Source organism: Ignavibacteriales bacterium (assembly GCA_026390595.1).
Classification (GTDB): Bacteria; Bacteroidota; Ignavibacteria; order UBA10030; family UBA10030; genus UBA9647.
Window position 1 is genome coordinate 258,634 of the sequence record JAPLFQ010000005.1, and the last position, 24,220, is coordinate 282,853.

The 24,220-nt window shown below is 53.7% G+C and carries 17 protein-coding genes; 9 read left to right on the forward strand and 8 right to left on the reverse strand.

The window, feature by feature from the left end; all coding sequences use genetic code 11:
* Nucleotide 1: 1 nt before the first annotated feature.
* The 5 genes from mreC to NTU47_01745 all read right to left on the reverse strand — a co-directional run bounded on the left by mreC (nt 2) and on the right by NTU47_01745 (nt 5,253).
* Nucleotides 2–841, reverse strand: coding sequence for a rod shape-determining protein MreC (gene mreC, locus NTU47_01725; protein MCX6132507.1), 840 nt, complete (start codon nt 839–841; stop codon nt 2–4).
* 88 nt (nt 842–929) lie between these two features.
* The gene (locus NTU47_01730) at nt 930–1,955 is read right to left on the reverse strand and encodes a rod shape-determining protein (protein ID MCX6132508.1); all 1,026 of its coding nucleotides are present in this window, start codon (nt 1,953–1,955) and stop codon (nt 930–932) included.
* A 36-nt stretch (nt 1,956–1,991) separates the two neighbouring features.
* Nucleotides 1,992–3,602, reverse strand: coding sequence for a bifunctional phosphoribosylaminoimidazolecarboxamide formyltransferase/IMP cyclohydrolase (gene purH, locus NTU47_01735; GenBank protein ID MCX6132509.1), 1,611 nt, complete (start codon nt 3,600–3,602; stop codon nt 1,992–1,994).
* Complete coding sequence (gene purN, locus NTU47_01740; protein ID MCX6132510.1) at nt 3,590–4,204, reverse strand: phosphoribosylglycinamide formyltransferase; 615 nt, start codon at nt 4,202–4,204, stop codon at nt 3,590–3,592. Before purN ends, purH begins: the two co-directional genes overlap by 13 nt.
* Before the next feature lie 107 nt (nt 4,205–4,311).
* Nucleotides 4,312–5,253 carry an LD-carboxypeptidase gene (locus NTU47_01745; GenBank protein ID MCX6132511.1) on the reverse strand — a complete coding sequence of 314 codons (942 nt, stop codon included), beginning with the start codon at nt 5,251–5,253 and terminating at the stop codon, nt 4,312–4,314.
* 197 nt (nt 5,254–5,450) lie between these two features.
* On the opposite strand from NTU47_01745, the gene NTU47_01750 reads away from it, so the two are divergent.
* Together NTU47_01750 and NTU47_01755 are read left to right on the forward strand one after the other, a co-directional pair.
* Nucleotides 5,451–8,708, forward strand: coding sequence for a hypothetical protein (locus NTU47_01750; GenBank protein MCX6132512.1), 3,258 nt, complete (start codon nt 5,451–5,453; stop codon nt 8,706–8,708).
* Between the two features lie 237 nt (nt 8,709–8,945).
* Nucleotides 8,946–9,725: a LytTR family DNA-binding domain-containing protein gene (locus NTU47_01755; protein MCX6132513.1), complete on the forward strand. Its 780-nt coding sequence runs from the start codon at nt 8,946–8,948 to the stop codon at nt 9,723–9,725.
* An 87-nt stretch (nt 9,726–9,812) separates the two neighbouring features.
* Here the strand turns inward: NTU47_01755 and NTU47_01760 are convergent, their stop codons facing one another.
* Both NTU47_01760 and NTU47_01765 read right to left on the reverse strand, forming a co-directional pair.
* Nucleotides 9,813–11,084: a hypothetical protein gene (locus tag NTU47_01760; GenBank protein ID MCX6132514.1), complete on the reverse strand. Its 1,272-nt coding sequence runs from the start codon at nt 11,082–11,084 to the stop codon at nt 9,813–9,815.
* A gap of 21 nt (nt 11,085–11,105) precedes the next feature.
* A complete protein-coding gene (locus tag NTU47_01765; protein MCX6132515.1) occupies nt 11,106–14,033 on the reverse strand; it encodes a TonB-dependent receptor in 2,928 nt (975 codons plus the stop codon).
* Nucleotides 14,034–14,059: 26 nt separating this feature from the next.
* On the opposite strand from NTU47_01765, the gene NTU47_01770 reads away from it, so the two are divergent.
* Nucleotides 14,060–14,188 (forward strand): hypothetical protein, encoded by a 129-nt coding sequence (locus tag NTU47_01770; protein ID MCX6132516.1) that lies wholly within the window; start codon nt 14,060–14,062, stop codon nt 14,186–14,188.
* 188 nt (nt 14,189–14,376) lie between these two features.
* Here the strand turns inward: NTU47_01770 and NTU47_01775 are convergent, their stop codons facing one another.
* Nucleotides 14,377–14,739, reverse strand: coding sequence for a hypothetical protein (locus tag NTU47_01775; protein ID MCX6132517.1), 363 nt, complete (start codon nt 14,737–14,739; stop codon nt 14,377–14,379).
* Nucleotides 14,740–14,923: 184 nt separating this feature from the next.
* Here NTU47_01775 and NTU47_01780 point away from each other — a divergent pair, with 184 nt between their 5' ends.
* From NTU47_01780 to NTU47_01805, 6 genes are all read left to right on the forward strand, one after another.
* The gene (locus NTU47_01780; GenBank protein ID MCX6132518.1) at nt 14,924–17,791 is read left to right on the forward strand and encodes a TonB-dependent receptor; all 2,868 of its coding nucleotides are present in this window, start codon (nt 14,924–14,926) and stop codon (nt 17,789–17,791) included.
* A 41-nt stretch (nt 17,792–17,832) separates the two neighbouring features.
* Complete coding sequence (locus NTU47_01785; protein MCX6132519.1) at nt 17,833–19,266, forward strand: hypothetical protein; 1,434 nt, start codon at nt 17,833–17,835, stop codon at nt 19,264–19,266.
* Nucleotides 19,267–19,390: 124 nt separating this feature from the next.
* Complete coding sequence (locus tag NTU47_01790) at nt 19,391–20,314, forward strand: hypothetical protein (GenBank protein MCX6132520.1); 924 nt, start codon at nt 19,391–19,393, stop codon at nt 20,312–20,314.
* A gap of 29 nt (nt 20,315–20,343) precedes the next feature.
* Nucleotides 20,344–21,822 carry a pyridoxal-dependent decarboxylase gene (locus NTU47_01795; GenBank protein MCX6132521.1) on the forward strand — a complete coding sequence of 493 codons (1,479 nt, stop codon included), beginning with the start codon at nt 20,344–20,346 and terminating at the stop codon, nt 21,820–21,822.
* 4 nt (nt 21,823–21,826) lie between these two features.
* A complete protein-coding gene (locus tag NTU47_01800; GenBank protein ID MCX6132522.1) occupies nt 21,827–22,951 on the forward strand; it encodes a histidine kinase in 1,125 nt (374 codons plus the stop codon).
* Between the two features lie 50 nt (nt 22,952–23,001).
* The gene (locus NTU47_01805) at nt 23,002–23,997 is read left to right on the forward strand and encodes a tetratricopeptide repeat protein (protein MCX6132523.1); all 996 of its coding nucleotides are present in this window, start codon (nt 23,002–23,004) and stop codon (nt 23,995–23,997) included.
* Nucleotides 23,998–24,220 lie beyond the last annotated feature (223 nt).

A 24,220-nucleotide genomic window follows, 5' to 3' on the forward strand; every position in this document is an offset into this window, starting at 1 on the left:
GTTATCGTCGCGTCTTCTGAGGCGTGGGCTGATCCAGCTCTGTCCGCTCAGAATCGGGGAGAAAAGAAAGAACAAAAACCTCTTCCAGCTTCACGAAATTCACGCCCGGTGAAACATAGACCTTCTTAAAGAGCGATCCCTGTTGTCCGCTCACCTCGCGCACAACACCTATACGGATATTCGGGGGGTAGGTACTGCTGTAATCGGACGTCAGGACGGTATCACCGGCCGCCACATCCAGAGTTTTTGCAACGTTCGTAAGCATCAGATCATCACCATCCCAGGCGATGATGCCGTCCACGCGGCTGCGCTGAATTTTTGCGCTGGCACGAAAATCGGTATTGAGAAGAACCCTGACAACGCAGTAATGATCGTTGACGCTTGAAACCACACCCACGAGCCCGCCGTCACCGACAACCGGCATGCGGGAAAGCACACCGTTGAGTTTTCCGACGTTGAGCGTCACGGTATTGCGAAGCAGGGTGAGGCTCTTCCCGACAACTTTTCCGGCAATCGTGGGATAGTGGTACGACTCTTTCAGGTTGAGAAGCTTCGCGAGTCTGTCGTTTTCCTGCCGGGCTTCGCGCAGGCGGCTTGCCTCGTCGGCAAGATCAATATTCATCCGGCGAAGCATGTCGTTTTCGCTGCGGAGAGCAAAGTATCGGGGCACAAAGGAGATCTGCTCCTGTACGACACCGAATGCGACGGTCGCGACGCTCCGGATATGTCGTACCTGGGTGTTGTCACCAAGAGCCATCAGAATAAGCGATACAACAAGGAGAGCGGAAAGTACCGCGTACTCCTTGAAGATCAACGCCAGATTGTAGAGACGTTTGAACATGCGGGTGGTTGAACGTTCTATGGGGGAGGAGCCGTCGCCGGGAGGGAGAAGGCTCGCTCACGAGTTCGGCGAGCCAGGATCGCGCGCCTTAGTACCGTTTGCTTTTAATCAGTACTTTTGAAAAATGCCTGAGGTCTTCCAGCACCCGGCCGGTACCGCGCACCACAGCGGTAAGCGGGTCTTCTGCCACGTGTACAGGAAGATTCGTCTCGAGCCGGATACGCTCGTCGAGCCCCTTCAACAAAGCGCCGCCGCCGGTGAGCATGATGCCGCGGTCCAAAATGTCTGCCGACAACTCTGGCGGGGTGCGTTCGAGCGTAACCTTGACCGCTTCGACAATCTGTGCGATGGGTTCATTGAGCGCTTCGCGGATTTCTACAGAGCTGACTTCTGTTGTCTTGGGGACGCCGTTGACGAGATCGCGGCCCTTCACCTGTATGGTGATTTCCTCTTTCAGGGGCATCGCCGAACCCACTTCGCATTTGATTGCCTCAGCCGTCCGTTCGCCGATGAGAATATTGTGATTCCGTTTGAAGAACTGGATGATGGCGTTGTTTTTTTCGTCTCCCGCTACGCGGATGGATTCTTCCGTGACAATACCCGAAAGCGCAATGACGGCAATTTCCGTCGTTCCGCCGCCAATATCCACCACCATGTTTCCAACCGGAGCGTCGACGTCAAGTCCGATACCGATAGCGGAGGCCATCGGCTCCGCGAGGAGGTGAACTTCTTTCGCTCCGGCATGTTCCGCGGCGTCCCGAACGGCACGTTTTTCAACTTCCGTGATTCCAGACGGGACAGAGACGACGATGCGACGGCTGGGTACCCATCCCACACTGGTCTTCCGGATAAACTCGCGCAGCATGCCCTCGGCAATTTCAAAATCCGCAATGACTCCGTCTTTCATAGGACGAATCGTCCTGATATCCCGGTGTGTGCGGCCGAGCATCTCACGCGCTTCGTGTCCGATGGCGATAATTTTTTTTGTGTTGCGGTCGAACGCGACGATGGAGGGTTCGTTGAGCACGATGCCCTTTCCCTTCATCCAAATGACGGTATTGGCTGTGCCGAGGTCGACAGCGATGTCTGCAGAAAATAATGAGAAGAGGCCCATTGCGTACGTTGTGAATTGAGTTTGAGTGAAAGAGAATTAGTGTCGGAAGTGTCTGATGGCCGTGAACGCCATCGCCACATTGTGCTCGTCGGCCGCCTTGATGACTTCCTCATCACGCACCGAGCCGCCGGGTTGAATGACACACGTTGCGCCCCCCTTGACAGCCTCGAGGAGCCCGTCTGCAAAAGGAAAAAACGCATCCGACGCCACCGCACAGCCGGCAAGACTTAAACCAGCGTCAGCCGCCTTCAAAACCGCTATTTTTGCTGAGTCAACACGCGACATTTGGCCGGCCCCGATGCCGAGCGTGCGGTCTTTACGCGCATAGACGATCGCGTTGGACTTGACGTGCTTGGCTACCCGCCATGCAAAGATCAGCGCTTCGAATTCTTCTTCGGTAGGTTTTCGATTGGTAACGGTGCGCAGGCCTTCCCGCGTAATGCGGTGCTGATCCTGCTCCTGAACCAAGAGCCCTTCGATCACTCCGCGAATATCGAACGTCCGCGCAGAGCGAACATCGATCAGCTGCTGGATCAACCGGCGGTCCCGCTTCTTCATCAGAAAATCGAGAACGCCGTCCCCGAAGTCAGGGGCAATCACCACTTCGGTGAAGATGTCGTTGACTGCTTCGGCGGTGCTCATGTCGAGCACGCGGTTGACCGCCACGATGCCCCCGAACGCCGACTTTTGATCGGTCACAAAGGCTTTCTTGTAAGCATCGAGCAGCGTTTCGCCTGAACCGACTCCGCAAGGATTGTTGTGTTTGACAATCACCGCCGTCGGTTTTTCAAACTCTGCACTCAACAGAACAGCGGCGTTGATGTCCAGGATGTTGTTGTAGGAGAGTTCTTTTCCGTGAAGCTTCTTGAAATACGTGTCGAACTTTCCGTAGAGCGCAGCAGCCTGATGAGGGTTTTCTCCGTACCGCAGCGCGGTATTCTTCTTCATGGACACCGTGACGACGTCGGGAAGGCTCCGCGACGACTGGAGTCCGGTGAAATACGACGCGACAATTGTATCGTAGGTCGCCGTATGCTGAAAGGCCTCGCGCGCAAGCTCAAAGCGCGTGTGAGAGGAAACACTGCCGCTGTTCTTTGTCAGCTCTTCGAGAAGGGATGCGTAGCGATCCGGATTAACCATGACAACTGTGTGGCGATAATTCTTCGCGGCCGCCCTGACCATGGCGGGACCACCGATGTCGATCTGCTCGATCGCCTGATCAATGGTAACGTTCTCCCCTGCGATGGTTTGCTCGAAAGGATACAGGTTGACGACGACGAGGTCGATCGGTTTAATGTGATGCTGCGCGAGCTGTTTCAGGTGAAGCGGATTATCGGCAGCGGCGAGAATACCGGCATGGATGGCTGGATGGAGCGTCTTCACGCGGCCATCGAGGATCTCGGGAAAGCCGGTGACATCGGAAACGGATTTGACTTCAACGCCGGCATCTTTTAATGCCTGATGTGTTCCGCCTGTCGAGATGAGCTCGACGCCGAATCGCCGGAGACCTTTTGCCAGATCGACAATCCCGCGTTTGTCGGAAACACTGATCAGTGCGCGTCGAACGTTCAGCAATGATTCCTCCCTGGTTCCACCCAATGATTCGTGTTCGAGGGTCGGCACCTTGAACGATGTCAATGTATCCACACGGACCTTTCGTTGATGATTACCCTGTTTTCAGCGAAGGCTTTGAGAGCGAGAGGATAAATCTCGTGCTCAATCTTCAACACCCTTGCCGCCAGCGTCTCCGGAGTGTCACCCTTTTCAACCGGCACAGTCTTTTGAAGAACAACGGGACCACGGTCGTACTCTTCATCGACGAGATGAACCGTGGCGCCGCTGAACTGCGCGCCGGATGCAATGACCGCTTCGTGGACGTGGTGACCATACATCCCCTCGCCCCCGAACAAAGGAAGCAAGGCGGGATGAATATTGAGAATGCGGTTCCGGTATTCGCGAACGACACCCGACGGGATCTTCCTGAGATATCCGGCAAGTGCGATGATGTGCACGTCGTGCTTTTTCAGCGCATCGAGCATGGCCGAAGCAAACGAGGCCTCGTCCGGAAACTGCTTGTGGCTGAGATGCACGGCGGGAAGAGAGAGTGCGCGTGCAAGTTCCAGCACGCCCGCGTCTCCCTTATTGCTCAACACAAGCGTCACACGTGCAGGGAGAAGTTCCTGTTGAATAGCGTCGAAAATGGCCTGGAAATTTGACCCGCGTCCGGAAGCAAACACACCGATGTTCATCAAGCCAGAATCACACCGCGACATTCAAAGTTGAACAAAATGTAGCGATAAGTTGAGGGATAGTCAATGAAGTACAATGAAGGCGCGGACATTGGGATGCCCGCCGGTTAACTCACAGCTCCCTCGAGAATCTTCAACACGCCGTTTCGTGAGTCCAGAAGCGCCTGAACGCCGAACGGCAGCGTCAGTTTTTTTGGTATGTGTCCGTATTGGAGGTTCGCGAGAACGGGACAGGTGATCCGTCGCACCGCGTCCTCGATGACCTGATCGATAGTCAGGTGCGGTTTGGAGGGATCGGAAGGAACGCAGTCGGTAAACTTCCCGAGGATGAGGCCACCAATGGACGTTGTGATACCCGCATGATGCAGTTGCGTGAACATGCGGTCGACGCGATGAGGTGCCTCGTCGACATCTTCGAGAACAAGGAGCGCATCGCGGAGCTTCGGCAGGTAGGGAGTCCCCAACAGCGACGCAAGAAGAGAGAAGTTGCCGCCAAGAAGCGGGCCCGTAGCCTTTGCACTATTATAGCTGGCCAACAACTCCCCGTCAGGATTCTGCAGGTTGCCGATGCGCGATGCCGATGTGACGACACGCCAGAAATGTTCCTCTGTGAACGGGTCAATGGTGTCCCACATTTCCACGCCGACCATGGGGCCTGAAAACGTCACCAGGCCGGTCTTACTATAGAGAGCAAGCTGCAAACCGGTGAGATCGCTGTAGCCGACGAGAATCTTGGGATTACGCCGGGCGGCTTTGTAATCCACCAGATGAAGGAGCCGGGGTGTTCCGTAGCCGCCCCGGATCGCGAAAACAGCCTTCACGCCCGGATCGCGGAGCATATCGTTGAGATCTTCCACCCGTTGTTCATCGGTACCGGCGAGATAGCCATACTGGGCCATGACATGCCGGCCGACCTTCACACGGTAGCCAAGATGTTCGAGATACTGCACCCCTTTGTCGATTTTTTCCTGAGCGGACGGCGCGCTCGCAGGAGAGATAATCCCGATGAGATCGCCTCTTCGGAGGCGGGGAGGTTTCAGTGTCTTCATGTGTTGTGCCCGAGAATTGTCCGGTTGGGATAATGTGGGAAAGATATAAAGAATAACAAGGAATGCAATGTAGAGGCGCCCGGCGAAGTGCTTGATTTTCTATGGAGAATTGGATAACCTGCACGGCACACGCCAGCAGAATTCAACGGCAGCACAATTTCATCATTCCTCGTCTCAATACTCCCCTGGAGGTTCTCGTGAACACCAGCACTTTTCGTTCCCTGTGTTGCTTCCTTCTCCTTTGTGCCGTGAGCGTTGCGCAGGCACAGCTTGACACCGCTCTCTTCTCCGGCATGAAGGCCCGCAGCATCGGACCGGCGGGCATGAGCGGACGGATCGGCGGTATCGATGCAGTCATCGCGAATCCTGAAATCGTGTATGTCGGTGTGTCGACCGGAGGTGTCTGGAAAAGCACTAACAGCGGGACAACATGGAAACCACTGTTCGACACACAGCCGGTGGCCGCCATCGGGTCGGTCGCGATTTTTCAACCGAACCCGGCAATCGTATGGGTGGGAACGGGGGAGGGAAACCCGCGCAACAGTGTGAGTATCGGCAACGGCATGTACAAGAGCATGGATGGCGGTCAGACGTGGAGCCATTTGGGGTTAGATCGAACAGAACGCATCCATCGCGTTCTCCTCCACCCGGGTGATCCGAATGTGGCCTACGTCGCGGCGATGGGCCAGATGTGGGGAGAGAATCCGGAGCGGGGTGTTTACAAAACAACCGATGGGGGCAAAACATGGAGAAAAGTACTCTCTGTTGACGACAAGACCGGTTGCGGCGAGTTGGTCATGGATCCGGCGAATCCGAACAAACTCATCGCGGCGATGTGGGAGTACCGTCGCTGGCCATGGTTCTTCAAATCCGGTGGTTCTGGCAGCGGCCTCTATACTACGTACGATGGCGGAGAAACCTGGAAACGGCTTGGCTCCGACGAAGGGCTGCCGAAGGGAGAATTGGGGCGAATCGGTATCGGCATCGCGAAATCGAATCCCGATGTTGTCTATGCACTCGTGGAAGCGAAACGCAACGCGCTCTATCGATCAGAAGATGGCGGACAATCATGGAAAATGGTGAACGACTCCCGCAGTGTGAATGGCCGGCCGTTCTATTACGCCGACATCCGCGTTGATCCTCAGAATGAAAATCGCATCTACAGCCTGCAGACAAATCTTACCGTAAGCACCGACGGTGGAAAGACCTTCAGCAATATTACACCCGGCAATCGGGTCCATTCTGATCACCATGCGCTCTGGATCAACCCGCTCGACGGAAGCCAGTTGATCGACGGAAACGACGGCGGCCTGGCAGTCAGCAACGACAGGGGAAAAACGTGGCGTTTTGTCGAGAACCTTCCGCTCGGGCAATTCTACCACATCAATGTCGACATGGAAACTCCCTACAACGTCTATGGTGGCATGCAGGATAACGGTTCGTGGCGCGGGCCCGGTGAACTATGGGAAAACGGCGGGATCCGGAATTGGCATTGGAACGAGGTCGGCTTCGGAGACGGGTTCGCAACTCTTGTTGACGCGTCCGACGCGAACTGCGGATATTCCATGTCGCAGACGGGGTGGCTCATTCGCTTCAACCGGAAGACCGGTGAGCGAAAAGACATTCGGCCGTGGGGACCCGACGAAGTCGAACTGCGTTTCAATTGGAATGCAGGGATCGCCGGCGATCCGTTTGATCCGAAGACGATCTACTACGGGAGTCAATTCGTACACAAGAGCACAGACCGGGGCGACAGCTGGACGATCATGAGCCCCGACCTGACAACCAACGATCCATTGAAACAGAAACAGGATGAGAGCGGCGGCATCACGAAGGATGTCACCGGCGCAGAAAATCATACCACAATTCTCACGATCGCGCCAAGCCCCGTACAGCGCGGTGTTCTCTGGGTTGGGACCGATGACGGTAACCTCCAGGTCACCCAGGATGGTGGAAAGACATGGACCAACGTGGTTGAGCGGATTCCCGACGTTCCGAAAAACACATGGGTTCCTCACATTGAAGCATCCAAATTCGAAGCGGGAGCGGCGTACGTCACCTTCGACGATCATCGGCGGAGCAACTTCAAAACATACGTGTTCAAGACCGAAGATTTTGGAAAGAGCTGGAAAAGCCTGACGAAAAACGATCCCACCGCAGGGTCACAATCGATGTGGGGGTACGCACTGGTGATTGAGCAGGATCCGGTGAAGAAAGAACTTCTCTATTTGGGGACCGAGTTCGGCCTCTGGATGAGTATCGACGACGGAAAGAACTGGATGAAATGGACACATGGTTTTCCCACGGTTTCCGCCATGGCGCTGATGGTTCACCCCCGCGATCATGATCTGGTGATCGGCACACATGGCCGATCAGCATATATACTGGACGATATTCGGCCGCTCCGGACCGTCACGAGCGAACTCCTCGGAAAACCGCTGCACCTGTTCAGTATACCAACGACGTATCAACACCAGGTGAAACAAATGGACGGCTACCATTTCCCCGGTGATGCGATGTTCAGGGGTGACAACCGTCCCTATGGTGCGCTCATCACCTATATCACAACTCCGCCGAAAGAACAGAAAGAGAACGCTGCGGAAGAGGGCATTGATGAAACAACAAGAAGAGGTGAAGGGAGTGAGCTGGGGGAAGGGGGTCGCCCGGCAGCGAAAAAGAAAACGGTAAAAATGGAAATCCTCGACTCAAGCGGGACGGTGATCCGCAAGATGGACGGCCCAATGGAAAAAGGGATCAATCGCGTAGCCTGGAACTTGCGAAGGGATGGGTTCAAGCGCCCGCAGCTTGAGGCGCCGCAGCAGCAGGACGATGAGTTTGCACCACAGGGTCCGGAGGTGCTTCCCGGGAAATACACCGTTCGGATCAAAATGGGCAAGGAAGAAGCAACACAAACGGTTGAAGTGTTACCGGATCCGCGCGTGGCGGTTCCATTCGAAGCGCGTCAGCAGAAGGCCGAATTAATTCTTACGCTCAGCAAACACCTTGAGGTTGCCGCCGAGGCCATCGACCGGATCCAGAAGACACGCAAGGCAATCGATGCGGCCCTTGGCCAGCTGAAAGATCGAAAAGATGAGGTGTCGAAGAACCTCAGGAAGGAATCCTCGGATCTGAAGAAAACCCTGACAAAGATTGCAGACAGGTTCGTGGATGATCCGAATGCAGTGCAAGGAATGACACGAAGCCCCAACACGGTGTCGTCAAGGCTGGGCTCTGTCCTTCGCTCGCTCGGCTCGTCATGGGATGCACCGACTCCGACTCAATTGACATCCTTGCGACAGGCAGAATCAGTTCTTGAAGCAGCCCTCAAGGATTTCAACAAGGTCTTCTCCGGGGAGGTCTCGGCATACAAGGCAAAAGTGGAACAGGCAAAGCTTACTCTCTTTCCGGAAGGCGACACGCTCGACGTGAACTGGAAGCCAACAAAGAAAGAATAGAATACTCCCAATACTCGAGGTGTTAACTGGTCCCGGCTGTGAGATCTCTCGAAAACGAGGAGCTCGCCGGGACTTTCTTTTATGTCTCGAGTCGTCCAGCCTGCAACTTTTTCGCAGGAGGAGTCGTCTCACAGTAGGATAGTGTAATTTGTGCTTTTTCCGGAATGCCGGCAGGTATTCCTCGCTGCGGCCAAGAAACGGTTGCTGAAAGCCAACGGAAGAACGAAGGAATTGCATATGGCAGACCCGAAAAGACTCCGAGCCATTATTGTAGACGATGAGTCCCCGGCGCGGAACAAGATCCGCGAATTGCTGAAAGCCGAATCAGACATAGATGTGGTTGACGAATGCGCGAATGGAAGGGAGGCGGTACAATCGATTACCGCCAACTCGCCCGACCTGGTTTTCCTCGACATTCAAATGCCCGAGCTTGACGGTTTCGGTGTAATTGAGGCAATCGGACCGGAACACCTCCCCGCTGTGATCTTCGTGACAGCGTATGATCATTATGCGGTGCAGGCTTTTGAAGTTCATGCTGTGGACTATCTGTTGAAGCCTTTTGATCGGCAGCGTTTTCAAACGGCGCTGAACCGCGTCAGGGAACACCTGGAACCCAACCGCCGGGATGAGTTGAACCAGCAATTGGATACGCTTCTCCGGCAAATCAAAGGGCCGAAGAAACAGGCAGACAGATTGATTGTAAAATCAGGCGGCCGGGTCTTCTTCCTGAAGAACGATGAGATCGACTGGATTGAAGCCGCCGGCAACTATATCCGGCTGCACGTTGGTACCGAAACGCACTTGCTGAGAGAAACCATGAGTGCCATCCAGAAGAAACTCGATCCGGCGCTCTTTATACGTATTCACCGGTCGACTTTTGTGAACATAGAAAAAGTCAAGGAACTCCAGCCCTGGTTTCATGGCGAGTACGTGGTCATCATGCGGGATGGGACGCAGCTGACGATGAGCAGGAGCTACCGCACGAATCTTCCCGACCTCTTGGGCACAACGCTCTAGCGGTTCTGTTTTTTGAGTATTGGTGGTGCAAGTCCAAAAAAAAGCCGTCCCGATTCCCGGGACGGCTTTTGCTTTAGCACGGACAGCTTACTGATTCCACAAAGGATTGCGGGCTTTTTCAGCCGATGAAATTGGAAAATTCTGCCACATACCAGCAAGGTGCATCTTACCAAACCGTCGCTGGTCAATCAGCCGATTGCCTCTCAGCATCAACTCTTTGTCTCTTTCAACAAAGATGCTATAGGAGGTGGCGGTGACGGGATCGGCGAGCGTGATCGTGGTAGTTCCTGCAAGAGCCGAGACCGGCAGCTTCGTTGTTGCGTCAATCCTTGAAGCCCGCACTTCGTTGATCAGCGTCAGAGCGTTTCCAGCCATCGCGCCACGAACCACTAACTCAGCCTTCATGAGATTGTTTTCCTGCCAATCGATGACTTCGATCGGGGTCTCCGTGACCTTATCAGGCTGCATGATGTACTTGAGTTGGCGGTAGAACAAGAATCCGCCCGTCCCGGTCCTTTGAGTAATTATAACCCGGGCTGACTCCGTTGGATCTTTTGTCAGATAAGCATAGAACCGAGGATCGACGCTGAACTGGGTCCGGGTCTCTCCGGCAGAGCCTCTCCAGAGGTTGTCATTTGTGGCGTTGTATTTTGCCGTAAGCGGATTGTCTCCCTTGATGAGTCCGAGTTGAACGTACGTCGCAGCATTGGCATAGTCACCCAGGAACAAATATGCCCTTGCGATGAGCGAATTAGCGACTTTTTTCTCGTATGCGCTTGTTGTATGGTTGATAGCTTCTTTCCATTTCGCGATCGCATCCTGGTAAAGTTGTGCAGATGGAACAAAGCGACTGAGATTCATCGGGGACCCGCCGGTCGTCTGGTCTTTGCCAAAATAGGCTGCGACGAAGTAGCGACCAACACCACCATAGAGATTTGCGTTATATAATCCACGCTCTTTGACGGTGTTATCGGAGAACGTAATGAGGTTGTTGATGCGGAAGATAAGCGTATCCGCCAACTGGCGAAGCTCATGGGCAAGAGTGAACATACCAGCCGCTTCTTCGCTGTCCATCGGGTTGCCGTTGTCGGTATTTTGATATGAACTAAACGTTGCCTGTGAATTGCGCATGTCAAAGAGGAGTTCATCTGACAGGCCGCCGACATTCAAGGTGAGATCATCGATTGTGTAGGACAACTGATCCTGAAGACCGACAACAAAGCCATCAACGTACTTCTGCTGGTTAAGGTCGGTATCCTTCGTCATGTTGTAGTAAGGTTCAATATTCGACACGTAGTCTTCACAGGACGTGACGACTACAGCGCTGAGTACACACACAAGGATTATTAGTTTTTTCATGTTCAATTCTCCATTCTCAGGTTAGAAGGTAAACCGTAGCCATGCGTTGTAGGTCCGTGGTTGTGGAAGAGTTGCGAACTCCGAAGACGAGGTGCTCAAGTCTCCACCACCGGTGTTTACCTCCGGATCCAGGGGGAATTTTGTCCATTTGAAGGCGTTGCGCACAGTGAAACCACCCTGAACGCCGCTGATATAGCTAACCGGCATGAATTCCTTCATGAGATCAGTAAAGTTGTAGCTTAAGCTGATTTCCCGAATCGACAGAAGGTCTGCCGGATATATGAAGTTGGCATAATAGCTGGAGTTCATTTTGGCATATTTATTGGCCGCATCAACATACTCCGGAGTTCCGACTGCATACGTTGGAGCGTCGACCTGGACGTTGTTGGTCGTGATGATGGCGGGCATGGCGATGCCGAGGTTCTTCCTCAGCATGAGATACGGCATGTACGAGTAGGCAGCGATCGCACGGCGGATCGTGTAACTCCAGGCGTGATGCCCAAGCGCCCATTCAGTCATTGCGTAGAACTGGAAATCCTTCAGGAATCGGAAATTGACCGTGAGAGATCCGGTGTGCTTCGGAATCGGGTTCGCTTCGAGATCTTGATAGGTCGAAGTTACGTCGACGCCCTTGTATGTTCCGTCAGCATTGAACGTAGCACCGTTGACTTTGTAATCGTAGAACTGATACTTCGGCAAGCCGGGTTTTATTACGTTCTCGAACCCCGTGAGAATCTGGGTTGTTGTTCCAAGGTCCCTCACTTCGTTTGTTTGATAATTCCAGATAAGAGACAAATTGAGATCGTAATTGGCTCCCCTGATCGGATTGAATTGGAGGAGGGACTCGAGTCCCTGGCCCCAAACGGAACCAACGTTGTAAGGAAATGTATACCCACCCAAACCGGTTGATGGTGCAAATGCCGAACGAACGATTGATTTCGTCGCATCCGATCGGTAGAACGTCAATTCGAGCGAGAACATGTTCAGAAACTCGGCGTCGATGCCAACCTCGAACTCTTTGATACGCTCGGGTTCGATCTCCGGATTACCCATCATGTTGAACATAATACCGGATCCGGCACCGCCAGCAACAGTTCTGTACATCAGCGGCAATCCATCGGTGTTGTTCGGGAGCTGCCCGGATTCGCCGTAAGCGCCTCGAAGTTTCAGCATGGTAATATCAGCGGGAAGGAATCCAAACCGGTCAAGTCGTACGCCCAGACTCGCGCTGGGATACATTATGGACGGCGAGGAGGTCCCTGATGCACTCACGTAGTCTTGGCGGGCACCGAGCGTCCAGAAAAACGTATTGTCGTAATTGAACGGCAGAGTAGCGAAAATACCAGCCTCTCGGCGTTCAGCCTGACTATCGTTTTTGGAGTTAAGCGTCACAGCGGCACCGACGTCATAGATATCGGCGCTTCCGAATTCCTGCACCGAAATCGATTGCGTTCTGGTAAGCCTGCTGACCACCTGAGATCCAATTGTCGGAATGAACGTGAGATTGTCGGTCAGAAAATCTTTGTATGTATACCGGGCGTTGAGATCGTACGTCATCGTCCGGCTGTTGCGGTTATAAAGATATCGGTTTCCGAAAATCTGGTTGTATTGGAAGCCGTATGGATAGAGCTGGTCTTGCGTATACTGATTGAACTCTACGCCACCATTCCCCGAAATCTCCAGATTAGTTAAAGGTCTATACGAAATATTGGCCGAACCAAGGAACTGGTTCATATAATGCATGTCTTTAATGGCTTCGATCGCAGGCTTGGCGCAGGTGACATATGCCGGATAATAGCTCAGCGCATTGAGAAGCCAACCATAGATAATGTTGTCGTTGGGTGGCCGGCGAATTTTCGACCAATTGTAGGACGAGCTGACCTTGATGCTGAGGTTGTCTGTCGGCACGGCGGCAAGGCTCGCCTTGAGATTGTTTCGATCGAGATAGTTCTGGAAGCCGATAACGCCCTCATCAAACCGATTCTGGAATGAAGCGAAGTAGCGAAGGGCCGGCGTACCACCAGTGATGCTCAGCGAATGCTCTCTGATGAATCCGGGTGTTTTCAAAACGCCGTTGATTGTGTCTGCATTCAGAAAATCCGGTTTGTACTTGAAGGGCTGCTCGTTCTCGCCAAATGTGAACTGGTAGTCAATTGAATATGGTTTTCCCCCCGCGAGAGCGCGCGTACCCTTGCCTGACTTCGTCGTGATGAGCACGACACCGTTCGAGGCACTCGTTCCGTACGTCGATGCCGCGGCGGGTCCTTTCAGAATTTCAACGTTTTCTATGTCATTCGGATTCAAACTGGAGAGCATGCTGATTTGCTGTCCACCCAGTCCACCCGGACTGATATTGCCGCTCTCAATTCGTACACCGTCAATATAAATGAGGGGCTGTCCAGAACCCGTGAGACCGGCGCCACCGCGGACGAAGAAATTCCATCCCGAGCCGGCATTTCCGGATGCGATTTGCACGTTTACACCGGAAACCTTTCCGGAGATAAGCTGGGAGAATCCCTGAAAACCCTGGACCGAAGTGATATCCGCAACGGGAATTCTGGATACGGAAACTTCGGCAACAGATTTCGTCGTTTTGGAAGCAATACCCGTGACAACGACAGCCTCCGCCTGGAAGATGTCTTCTTCCAATTGGAAATTCGTCGTTATCTTTTCTCCACGCAAGATGATCTTGACGGCCTTCTTTTTGCTGCCGACAATCGAGGCGGTCAACTCAACCTGCTGTCCCCGAACATCGGATTCTCGGACGGTGAGGGAGTACTCACCCGTTATGCCGGTGACCGAACCGATCCCCAATGTTTGGATGTACACCTGGGCTCCGACGATTACTTCGCCCTTCGTGTCGGATACTTTTCCCGATATTTTCAATCCCTGCGCGAATAGCAACGCAGGTATCGATATCAGGAGAGCAAGAAATGTTAGCCTGTGCATGTGCTCCTCCCTGGAGTGATTGGTGAATGCTTCAACATGAAGCCGGGTTGTTGGTTGAAAAAAACGACAGAGCTCCCCACCACACAAGCGAAGTGTATCGCGTAGCGAACAGCAGGGTGATTCTCTGGGACCAGGACGAGACGGTGCTCTCGTAAAACCGTGAACGAAGACCTGAACACGGCCGCCGTTCAGGTGCAGAAATACTCTAAAAACGAGACCGCCCGTCACCCGCCACAATCAATCCGCCGACGGCCGGACGCCGATGCAACCGGATTGAGACCAAGAAGTGTGAAGGTGTGACGAACCGGTACTTTCGAGATTTTAATATATGAAATGCTCGGAATCAACTGCGAAGGACGAGTTTTTTTTGTGCACCGGTATTGTTCCCACCGCTCTGCCGACTTGCAGTGTCAAGATGGCGATCGCGCATTGCCAAAAATGACAATCCGAAGAGCACAGACTCAGCACGGAACTTTTGAAGGAAGACACTCGCCGGCCCAAAGCCGTGGTGAACGAGCACCGTCTCGCAGAAATCCATTCCGTTCCACCGTTTCTTTCCCACCATGAGGAGCGCTGTTTTCGCAGCGCTGACCGTGAATAACAAATCACATTTCAAGATGCCCGAATAGTTGCAGAAACCGCAGCCCCTCGTCGATGTTCCCAAAACTTGACGGTTGGTCACGAGAACGCTCGCGCGCGCGTTCATTCATCAGTCTCCAGCGTTTACTCACAAGCGAAAAAGGCCGCTTCATGGCTTTCTGCTTCTTCCCTGTTGGCCACGTATGTAAATTCACTCAAAAGCGCTGATTGCCCCAATCGGTGAGTTTCACCCCGTTTTTCTTCAGTACACACTAACTCAACGATTCATCATCACTAACTAAGGAGAGATTATGAAAGAATTGCTCCTACGTCTCGTCGCCGGATTGCTCGCATTGGTCGTCTTGCTTAGTCTGGCGGGATCGCAGGTTAACGCTCAGGTGAAGACCGGGGAAATTCGCGGGTCGGTATCAGAAACGGGCAGAGCAGAGGTGCTCATTGGAGCCAACGTGTTCATGGTTGGCACAAGCCTTGGCGCTTCCACGAATCTTGAGGGACAATACATTATCAAACAGGTGCCGCCGGGAACCTATACGGTGCGCGCCCGCTACGTCGGTTATAAAGAACTCTCGCGCGAGGTCAAAGTCGTGGCGGGTGAAACAGCCACGCTGGACTTTGCCCTTGTCGCGACAGCAGTTCAGCTCGGCGAAGTCGTGGTTACCGGTCAGGGCGTTGCCACGGAGAAGAAAAGACTGCCTTCGGTTGTGGAATCAATTTCGTCCAAGGATATCGACCTCAGCCCCGCGAAATCCGTGGATCAGCTTCTGCAAGGCCGCGTGCCCGGTCTCATGGCATATTCACCCGGCGGCGCCCCTGGATCGTCCGCCCGCATCATGACCCGCGGCATCAAGTCCGCCTTGGGCCAGCCAACGCCGGTGATCTACGTTGATGGCGTCCGCGTCGACAACAATCTTCAGGGACGTCTTTCAAACGCAACCGGCGGTCAGCTTTCTTCGTCGATCTCGGACATTCTCTCCGGCGATATTGATCACATTGAAGTGATCAAAGGCGGCGCAGCGGCAACGTTGTACGGCGCAGAGGCTGCGAACGGTGTCATCCAGGTATTCACGAAAAAAGGGGTGCCCGGAGCCATCCGATGGAGTGCTAATGTCACTTCCGGTACCGACGTGGAGCCGATGAAAGATTGGTCGAGCGACATGACGAAAGACAAATTCTTCCGGACCGGCATGTATCAGGGATATCGACTGGGTGCGATCGGTGGAAGCGACGTGATCACGTACAACGTATCCGGAAAAATGTCGGAGAACAAGGGCGTCGTCACGCAGGATGCATTGTCTGAGAAACTTTACAACCTCTCGACAGGTCTGCGGGTCGTTGTCTCCGATCTTGCCAGCGTGGAAGTGTCGGCGAGCTACACACACGACCAATATGGTGTCCTTTCGAATGACAACTCGAGCCAGTCGCTTCTTTCAAACCTCGAAATTGAAGGCGCGTTTGACCTCCTCAACAATCAGGCGGCGAAGGACAGCCTGTTCAACCAACACCTTCTGGGAGAATGGAAAGAGAACATCAACCGCTGGATCTTTTCAACAAACTTCACCTATACGCCATTGGCGTGGTGGGACAACAAGGTGACGCTCGGCGTTGACTACCGCAAGAACGAAAACAGGCAGTTTGTTCCGATCGAACAGGGCGCGTTCTGGGGAACCGTGGGCGGATTGTTGTCACGATCGGATCGTGAATACAAGACGATCACCATGAATTACACGGCGACATTCAAAGTGCCGGACGTGGGACCCGTCACGCAGCGGGTTATCGTCGGTGCACAGGGATTCAGGATCGATGACCGCGAAGTAAACGGAACGGGGACAACGTTCAGGATCCCCGGGACGCAGCTCTTCAACAACGCGTCGGTGGTCACGGCACTGGAAAGCAACCGCGAGTTGTTCAGTTACGGATATCTCGCTCAGGATCAAATCGGTCTCTGGAACAAATTGTTTTTTGACGTTGGAGTCCGGTTTGACGGCAACTCCACCTTCGGAACGGCCATTGGCATTCAGACGTATCCGAAAGTCGGCGTCGCCTACAACGTGTCCGAAGAGTCTTTTTATCCCGATATGCTCAAGCCATATCTCGGCAGTTTCAAGGTTCGGGCTTCATGGGGAAAGACTGGTACCTTTCCGCCCCCCTTCACACGGGACAGGACGTTCCTGTCAAACATCTTCTTCAACGAGTCGGCGCTTACCTTTGGCAACCCGGGGAACACGAGTTTGAAACCGGAGAACACGACCTCCATTGATGCCGGGTTCGATGCCGGACTTCTGGACGACCGCATCTCAGTCGAGTTTTCATGGTACCGGCAGATCACGAAAGACGCGATGTTCACTGTGACCGAAGATCCCGCCGCGGGACTGGGGACGCAGCGAAGGAACGTCGGAGAAATCTTCAACGAGGGATTTGAAATTAGCGCGAGAGCTGTCGTTTTGGATAATGAAGATCTCCAGTTGAACCTGCGCGGATTCTATACGACGCTCAAGAACAGAGTGAACAGCCTCGGCGGCGCGGCTCCATTTACAGTTGCGGGCTTTTCGTTTGCTCCCCAGCGCGTGGAAGAGGGGAAAGAAGTAGGGATTATCCGTGTCAGCAAACCGCGGCTTGAGGCCGACGGTGTGTATCGCGGAAAGTTTGACACAGTCTATGTCGGTTCGCCTGTTCCGAAAAACACGATCTCCTTCGGCGCCGATGTCACCATCTTCAAAGACCTCACGATCTCCGGGTTGTTCGAAGGAGCGTGGGGACATTTCATTCTCAATCAATCACTTTCTCGCAGGATCGTAAACGGTCTTGCCAACCCGGCGCTCTATCCGACGGAGACCGCACTGGTGCCGAAAGTCGAAGCCGGAAGCACGCCCTACAACCGGAATTCAGCCTCTGCGGTTCTTGTGGAACCGGGTGATTGGTTCAAGATTCGCGAGATTTCAGTTCGCTATAGGGTGCCCCGCTCAATCATCGGCGGATTAGTAAATGGGTTGTCGGTTACTGCAAGCGTACGCAACGTGGCGAGTTTTGGCATCAAGGTCACTAATATTGATCCGGAGACCAGTTTCATTCCAAGCACGACGATCGAAGTTGGAGGTATAGCTGGCGCAACAGTTGAATCGCCCCGTCAATACCGCCTCGGACTCGATTTCAATTTCTAACCGGATAACGACTGGTACTTCACATAAAGGAGAGACTTATTATGCGTACGAAAATAAAGTTTACAAAACGATTTGCAGTCAGGATGATGGTTCCCCTGCTCGTCATTCTTATGGCGGCGTGTGACCTGGTCGATCCATCGAAGGTGGAGAACCCGGCCATCACGTCTGACAACCTGCTCGAAAACCCTGTTGGCGGGACAACGTCGCTCGTCACCGGCATGCGGCGGTATTATTCCAACATGATCGGGATCTCGTCGTTCATCGGCGACTTAGTATCGGACAACCTTGACAACAGGACCTCGTTCTATGACAACACGCTGTCGTTTCCAAGGACGATCTCGGGCAACTCATTCACCTATGGCCCGATGTACGAAAACGCGCTGCAGGTGAACGCCCTCGCAGACTTCGGGATCAAATCAATTCTGCCGGGGGACATCTTCGCTAGCAACGACCAGAAAGCGGAAGTCTATTTCTACAAGGGAATGGCATTGCTGATTCTTGGGGAGGGGTTCACGAACTTCCCCATCACCGAGAAAGGGCCGGCGGTGACAGCACACCAGGCGCTTCAAACGGCAAACGACCAATTCCAGACTGCTTTCAATCTAACCACACAGACAGCCATGAAGACCAACTGCCGGATGGCCCGGGCCCGGACGTTCCGGATGCTCGGAGACAAGGCAAACGCTGTTGCGGAAGCGAACGCAGCGCTGGCACTCGGCGGATCAACATATTTGTTCGCGGCGCAGTACGACCCGGCGCAGTTGACGTCGACAACGTACGCGGCCATGGTCGGTCGGTCGACAAACGACATCCAGCCACTCCCCCGGCTTGATTTCCTTGATCCCAAGTACAATACCAACGGGACCCAGGTTCCCGTGTTGAAAGCCGAAGAAGCGTACCTCATACTGGCGGAGGTTTCGTTGGCAAACGGAGACCTGGCGGGTACGAAAACGTACATGAAGAACGCCATCACCACCGCAAGAGGACGGGCGACGGTCACGTACAACGACAAGGATACGAGACCCGGGCATCCGAACGATGCAGCCATGGTAGTGAAATCGGATGCCAGCGATCCGGCGATCGCAGGACTGATTCAGAAGCGCGGCGGCGCGTCCATAGTTACCATCTACTCTACATCGGGAACGAGTGTGACAACAGCAATGGTCGATACCTTGTCGTCTGTGTACTCGCACTTCAGAACCCTCTACCTGCTCCGCCAGGAGATCTTCTTCCTGGAAGGACGTCGGATGATCGATCTCGGCATCCGCCTGCCAGTGACACAACGACAGATCGACGGAAACCCGAACATCACCCCGGGCAGCCCGGGCACAACGGTTGTGGTGCCTGACTACATCCCGGCGACCGACGAAATGCGACGGTTCACAACATCGGGAACGACGGTGACGATCTTGTGGGATATGAACAAAGTGCTGGCTGCAAACCGAAGCAGAGTCTCGCCGTTCAATATTCAATAGAGAGATCGGGCAGCACCTGGTCTATGTGATATGGCCGTACAGACAAGGCCTCCGGGAATTCTCGGGGGCCTTGTTGCTTCTTATCTCCGGGCTGCTTATGGTATTACAAAACCAAGGGGGCTTCATGAATAGAAGTGCGGTCTTCTTTTTTTCCGCGGCAGTTCTGACGTCGATTTGTACAGGACAAACACGGACCAGCAATGCCTCGCTGATGTCCCTTGTGGAATCAGAACGTGCGTTTGCGAAGACGAGCATCTCAATAGGAGCGCGTCCATCATTCATGATGTATTTCACCGATGATGCGATTGTCTTCCGTCCCCACCCCGTGAAATACAAAGAAGCGATGAAGAACGTTCCGCTCCCCAAAAACCCAACCGAAGCAACGCTTGAATGGGACCCAATCTGGGCAGATGTCTCGCAGAGCGGAGATCTTGGCTATACGACAGGTCCTTCGGTGTGGACAGACCACAGTCCCGCCAAACGCGCCACCTATTACGGTTTCTATTTTTCATTTTGGAAGAAACAACCAACGGGAGAATGGAAGGTAGTGTTTGATGTAGGAACGGAGATGCCTGGGCCATTTACCGGCCCTAGAATTCTCTGTTCACCAGCGGAAGTCAGAAGCAAAGCCGCCGCGGCAACCATGAGTGTAGAAGAACAACAGTCGAGCCTGATGATTGCAGAAGGAAGATTTCTGGAAACGACCCGGCAAAAGGGAACAAAAAAGGCCTTTGAGGAAAACCTCAACACGGAAGCGCGCATCTATCGGCAAAAATCACACCTGGTCGTTGGAATCGATTCAATTCAAGCGTACTTTTCGAACAAGCCGTATCTATCAAAGTGGGAACCACTTGATGGAAGAGTAGCAGAAGCAGGCGATTTGGGATATTCGTACGGCAGCTACACCGTCAATAATAGCCCCAACCCTGCCGATGATGAAAAGGGATATTACCTCCACGCCTGGAAGCGGGATGCATCAAACCGATGGAAACTGGTGGCCGAGGTCACGAGCCCGTTGCCGCCCGAGGCGGCCAAGACAAAACAATAAACGCTCCATATATAGAGATGGATACTTCTGTGAATAAAGACGCCGATACGCAGCACCCACAAGGTGCGCTTGGCGACATGCCGGCGGAAGAGTTTCGGAAATTCGGCCATCAAATGGTTGATTGGGTGGCCGACTACCTGGACACAGTCGAACAAAGACCGGTGCGGTCAAACATAAGCCCCGGTGATCTTGTGCGCTCGCTTCCCGCTCTTCCCCCGCAGCAAGGGGAGCCAATGCAACAAGTTCTTGCTGATGTCGACCGCCTGATCATGCCAGCCGTGACCCATTGGAACCACCCGAGATTTCATGCGTATTTCAATTCGTCTTCCAGCAGCCCGGGAATTCTCGGTGAGTTGCTCAGCGCAGCGCTGAATGGAAACGGAATGGTGTGGGAATCCTGTCCCGCCGTATCGGAACTGGAGGAAGTGACCCTTGGCTGGCTGCGTCACATGCTGGGGTTACCGAAGGAATACTGGGGGATGATTCTTGACACCGCGTCGACAAGCACGATGCACGCGATTGCCGCCGCACGAGAATCGTTGACGGATCTGAAAACAAGAGAGCATGGAATGTCGGGACGCACAGACCTTCCGAAGCTCCGTGTCTATCTTTCGGATTTTGCACATTCATCAATCGAGAAAGCGGTGATCACGCTCGGCTTCGGCATGGATGGGATTCGACGAATCGCCGTGGATGACGAGTTCCGTATGCGGCCCGAGGCACTGGCAGAAGCCATTACGGACGATCGCCGCCACGGAATGCGTCCTTTCTGTGTCGTGGCAACGGTTGGTACGACATCGTGTACCAGCATAGACCCTATACCGGCAATTGCAGATATCTGTGAGAGAGAAAACCTCTGGCTTCACGTTGATGCGGCGTATGGCGGAAGCGCGGCAATCGTTCCGGAGAAACGTTATGTTCTAGAGGGGTGCGACCGGGCTGATTCGTTTGTGGTGAATCCGCACAAATGGATGTTCGTCCCCGTCGACCTCAGCGTGCTCTACACCCGAAAGCCCGACATCTTGCGGCGTGCGTTTTCACTTGTCCCTGAATATCTTCGCACAGCACACGACGATGTCGTCCACAATCTCATGGATTTCGGAGTCCCGCTCGGCAGACGGTTCAGGGCGCTTAAATTCTGGTTTGTCCTCCGCTACTTCGGATGGGACGGCCTCGCTGCCAGGCTCCGCGAACATCTTCGCCTCGCGCAGGAGTTCAAGCGCTGGGTTGAAGCAGATCCGGACTTCGAAGTGCTGGCGCCGGTTCATTTCGGTGCTGTGTGCTTCCGTGCTCACCCCAAAGGAATGGATACAGAACAATCTCTCAGCAAGCTCAACGACGACCTGATCAACGCCGTCAACGGGAGCCGCGAGACCTTTCTTTCGCATACAAAACTTGGCGACCGGTATACCATTCGAATGGTAATTGGTCATCTCAAGACGCAGGAATCACACGCGCTTCGTACGTGGCAGCAACTGCAGAGAGAACTCAAAACACTCATAGCCTGATCCCATGGGACACACACCACTACGTATCGATAGAAAAGAGGGGCTCTTCGAGCGCAAATGGGTACAATGGATCTCGTACTTCCTTGTCTGGACTGCGACCGGACTCTTCTTCGCGTCAGAATCCGCTCTCTGGGGGCGGTATGTTTTCCGGACACCCGTGACGTGGGACCTCGCCCTGAAGACCAACCTGTCCTTCTATTATATATGGGCGTGTATCGCCCCGCTGGTTCTGTGGCTTGGGAGACGATTTCGATTCGAACGCGGTTCGAGGACGATTTCCTTGGCAGTCCATCTCCCGACAAGCGTGCTCCTCTCAAGCATCCAACTTCTCATTGCCGAAATTGTCGTTCAGTCATTCAGCCCCGACAGACTGCAGTTGTATGAGGCATTCAAGGCAATCCAGCACACGTTTGTCGTGTACTTTCACATCAACCTTCTCACGTACTGGGCTATCCTCGGGATCGGGTACGGGCGTGAGTACTACCGGAAGTTCCGGGAACGCGAAGTGCGCGCAGCGCAGTTGAAGACGCAGCTGACACAGGCACAGCTCCAGTCATTGAAAATGCAGCTCCACCCCCACTTTCTTTTTAACACATTCAACACGATTTCCTCGCTCATGCACAAGAATGTGGACGATGCGGATCGCGTTCTTGCCAGGCTCGGCGATCTGTTGCGGTATTCACTCCACAATGTTGGTGTACAGGAAGTGGCGCTGCGCGAAGAGATAGATTTTCTGCAGCGCTATCTGGAGATTGAACAAACGCGATTTGGTGACCGTCTCAGGGTCAAAATCAATATTGACGCCGATGTGCTGGACTGTAAAGTCCCGAACCTGATCCTGCAGCCGCTCGTGGAAAACGCCATCCGGTATGCGGTAGCCCCAAGGGCGAGCGGCGGGAGCATCGAAATCTCTGCGCGGCAGGTCATCGGATCGCTTCGGATTTCAGTTTTGGACGACGGACCGGGCCTGATCATGGAAGACGGCTTGCCGGTCCATGAAGGAGTGGGATTGAGGAATTCACGCGAGCGACTGGAGCAGCTGTACGGCGAAAATCACCGGTTTATGCTTTCGAACAGGTCGCCCAAGGGGCTGGAAGTGGCCATGGTCATACCGATGGTCGCCTCCTGAGTTTCTTGAGGTGTCCGCTCCGCAACAATCTTCCCTGGAAATCGTATCTCATGAATGATATTCATGAGTTGGTGAAAGCGAAAATGGATTCGACGTCTGTCTGGAAAACCGCTGCACAACTTCTTGTCTTTGCCTGCTTGGTACTTCTGCCGGGTGTCCCCGCACAGTCTCAAACGCCGCAGCGTAAGTCTTTTGAACAGAATCGCTTCGAAAGCAGTGGGCCGGTCAGAGATCTCACAATGGCTGACGCGCACTACAGGCTTGGTTTGGAGAACATGCACGAGCCCTCGAACTCTGACAGGGCGATCGAACATCTGGAAAAGGCCGTCGAGCTTGATAAGGCAAACGGCGAGTACCACTACATGCTCGCGGAAGCGTACATGGCGAATTTCCAGTCTGCCGGTCTGGTTCGCATGCCATTTCTTGCGCCAAAAGTGAAGGCGCAGCTTGAACTGGCTGTACAGTGCGATCCAGGTTCGACGGCGTACCGCGAGGCACTTGTGAACTATTACGTCTACGCTCCCGGGATTCTTGGGGGAGGCTATCAAAAAGCACACGAACAGGCAGCCGAGATTTCAAAAATCGATTCCTATTTGGGAATGCTGGCGCACGCTGGTGTCTATGCAGGAGAGGGGGAGAGCGAGAGAGCCGCTGATCTCTACAAGAAGGCAATCTACTCCCGGCCGGCGTCCTGGCAGGCATATCATCATTTCGGAAATTACTATCTCGACCTCGGCGAGATCGACGCCGCGATCACGATGTTCAAAAAATATGTTGAAGTGGCACCGGATCAGGCAGAGAGCCATTATCAGCTCGGCCGGGCCTATCAGCAAAAAAGAATGTATGCGGAAACGATAACAGCGTTCCAGAACGCCCTCGGAAAAGATCCATCGCGTACTCCGCTGGTGTTTCGAATTGCTCAGCTCCATGAATTTATGGGGAGCAAAGCGCTCGCACGGGAACAGTATCAACGATATCTTTCGATGGTGCCAAGCGGAAGGGCCGCAGACGATGCGCGCGTGAAAATTCGGGAGTTGCCGCATTAAATTCCGCAAGATCAACCGCATGTGCAATCCCCGGCCTGTCCCCGGGGATTCTTTTTATTGTCAGTCAGGTCAGGATCTCTTGACCGTTTCCCTCTTGCCGCATTTATGGCTATATTGATGAGTCCGCGCAGGTATTATCATTGAAAAGCGACAACGAGGAACCAGCCTCGAACTACAGGCGTTGATAGATATGGATGGTGTTGTTCAACAAACAAAGGTCTCG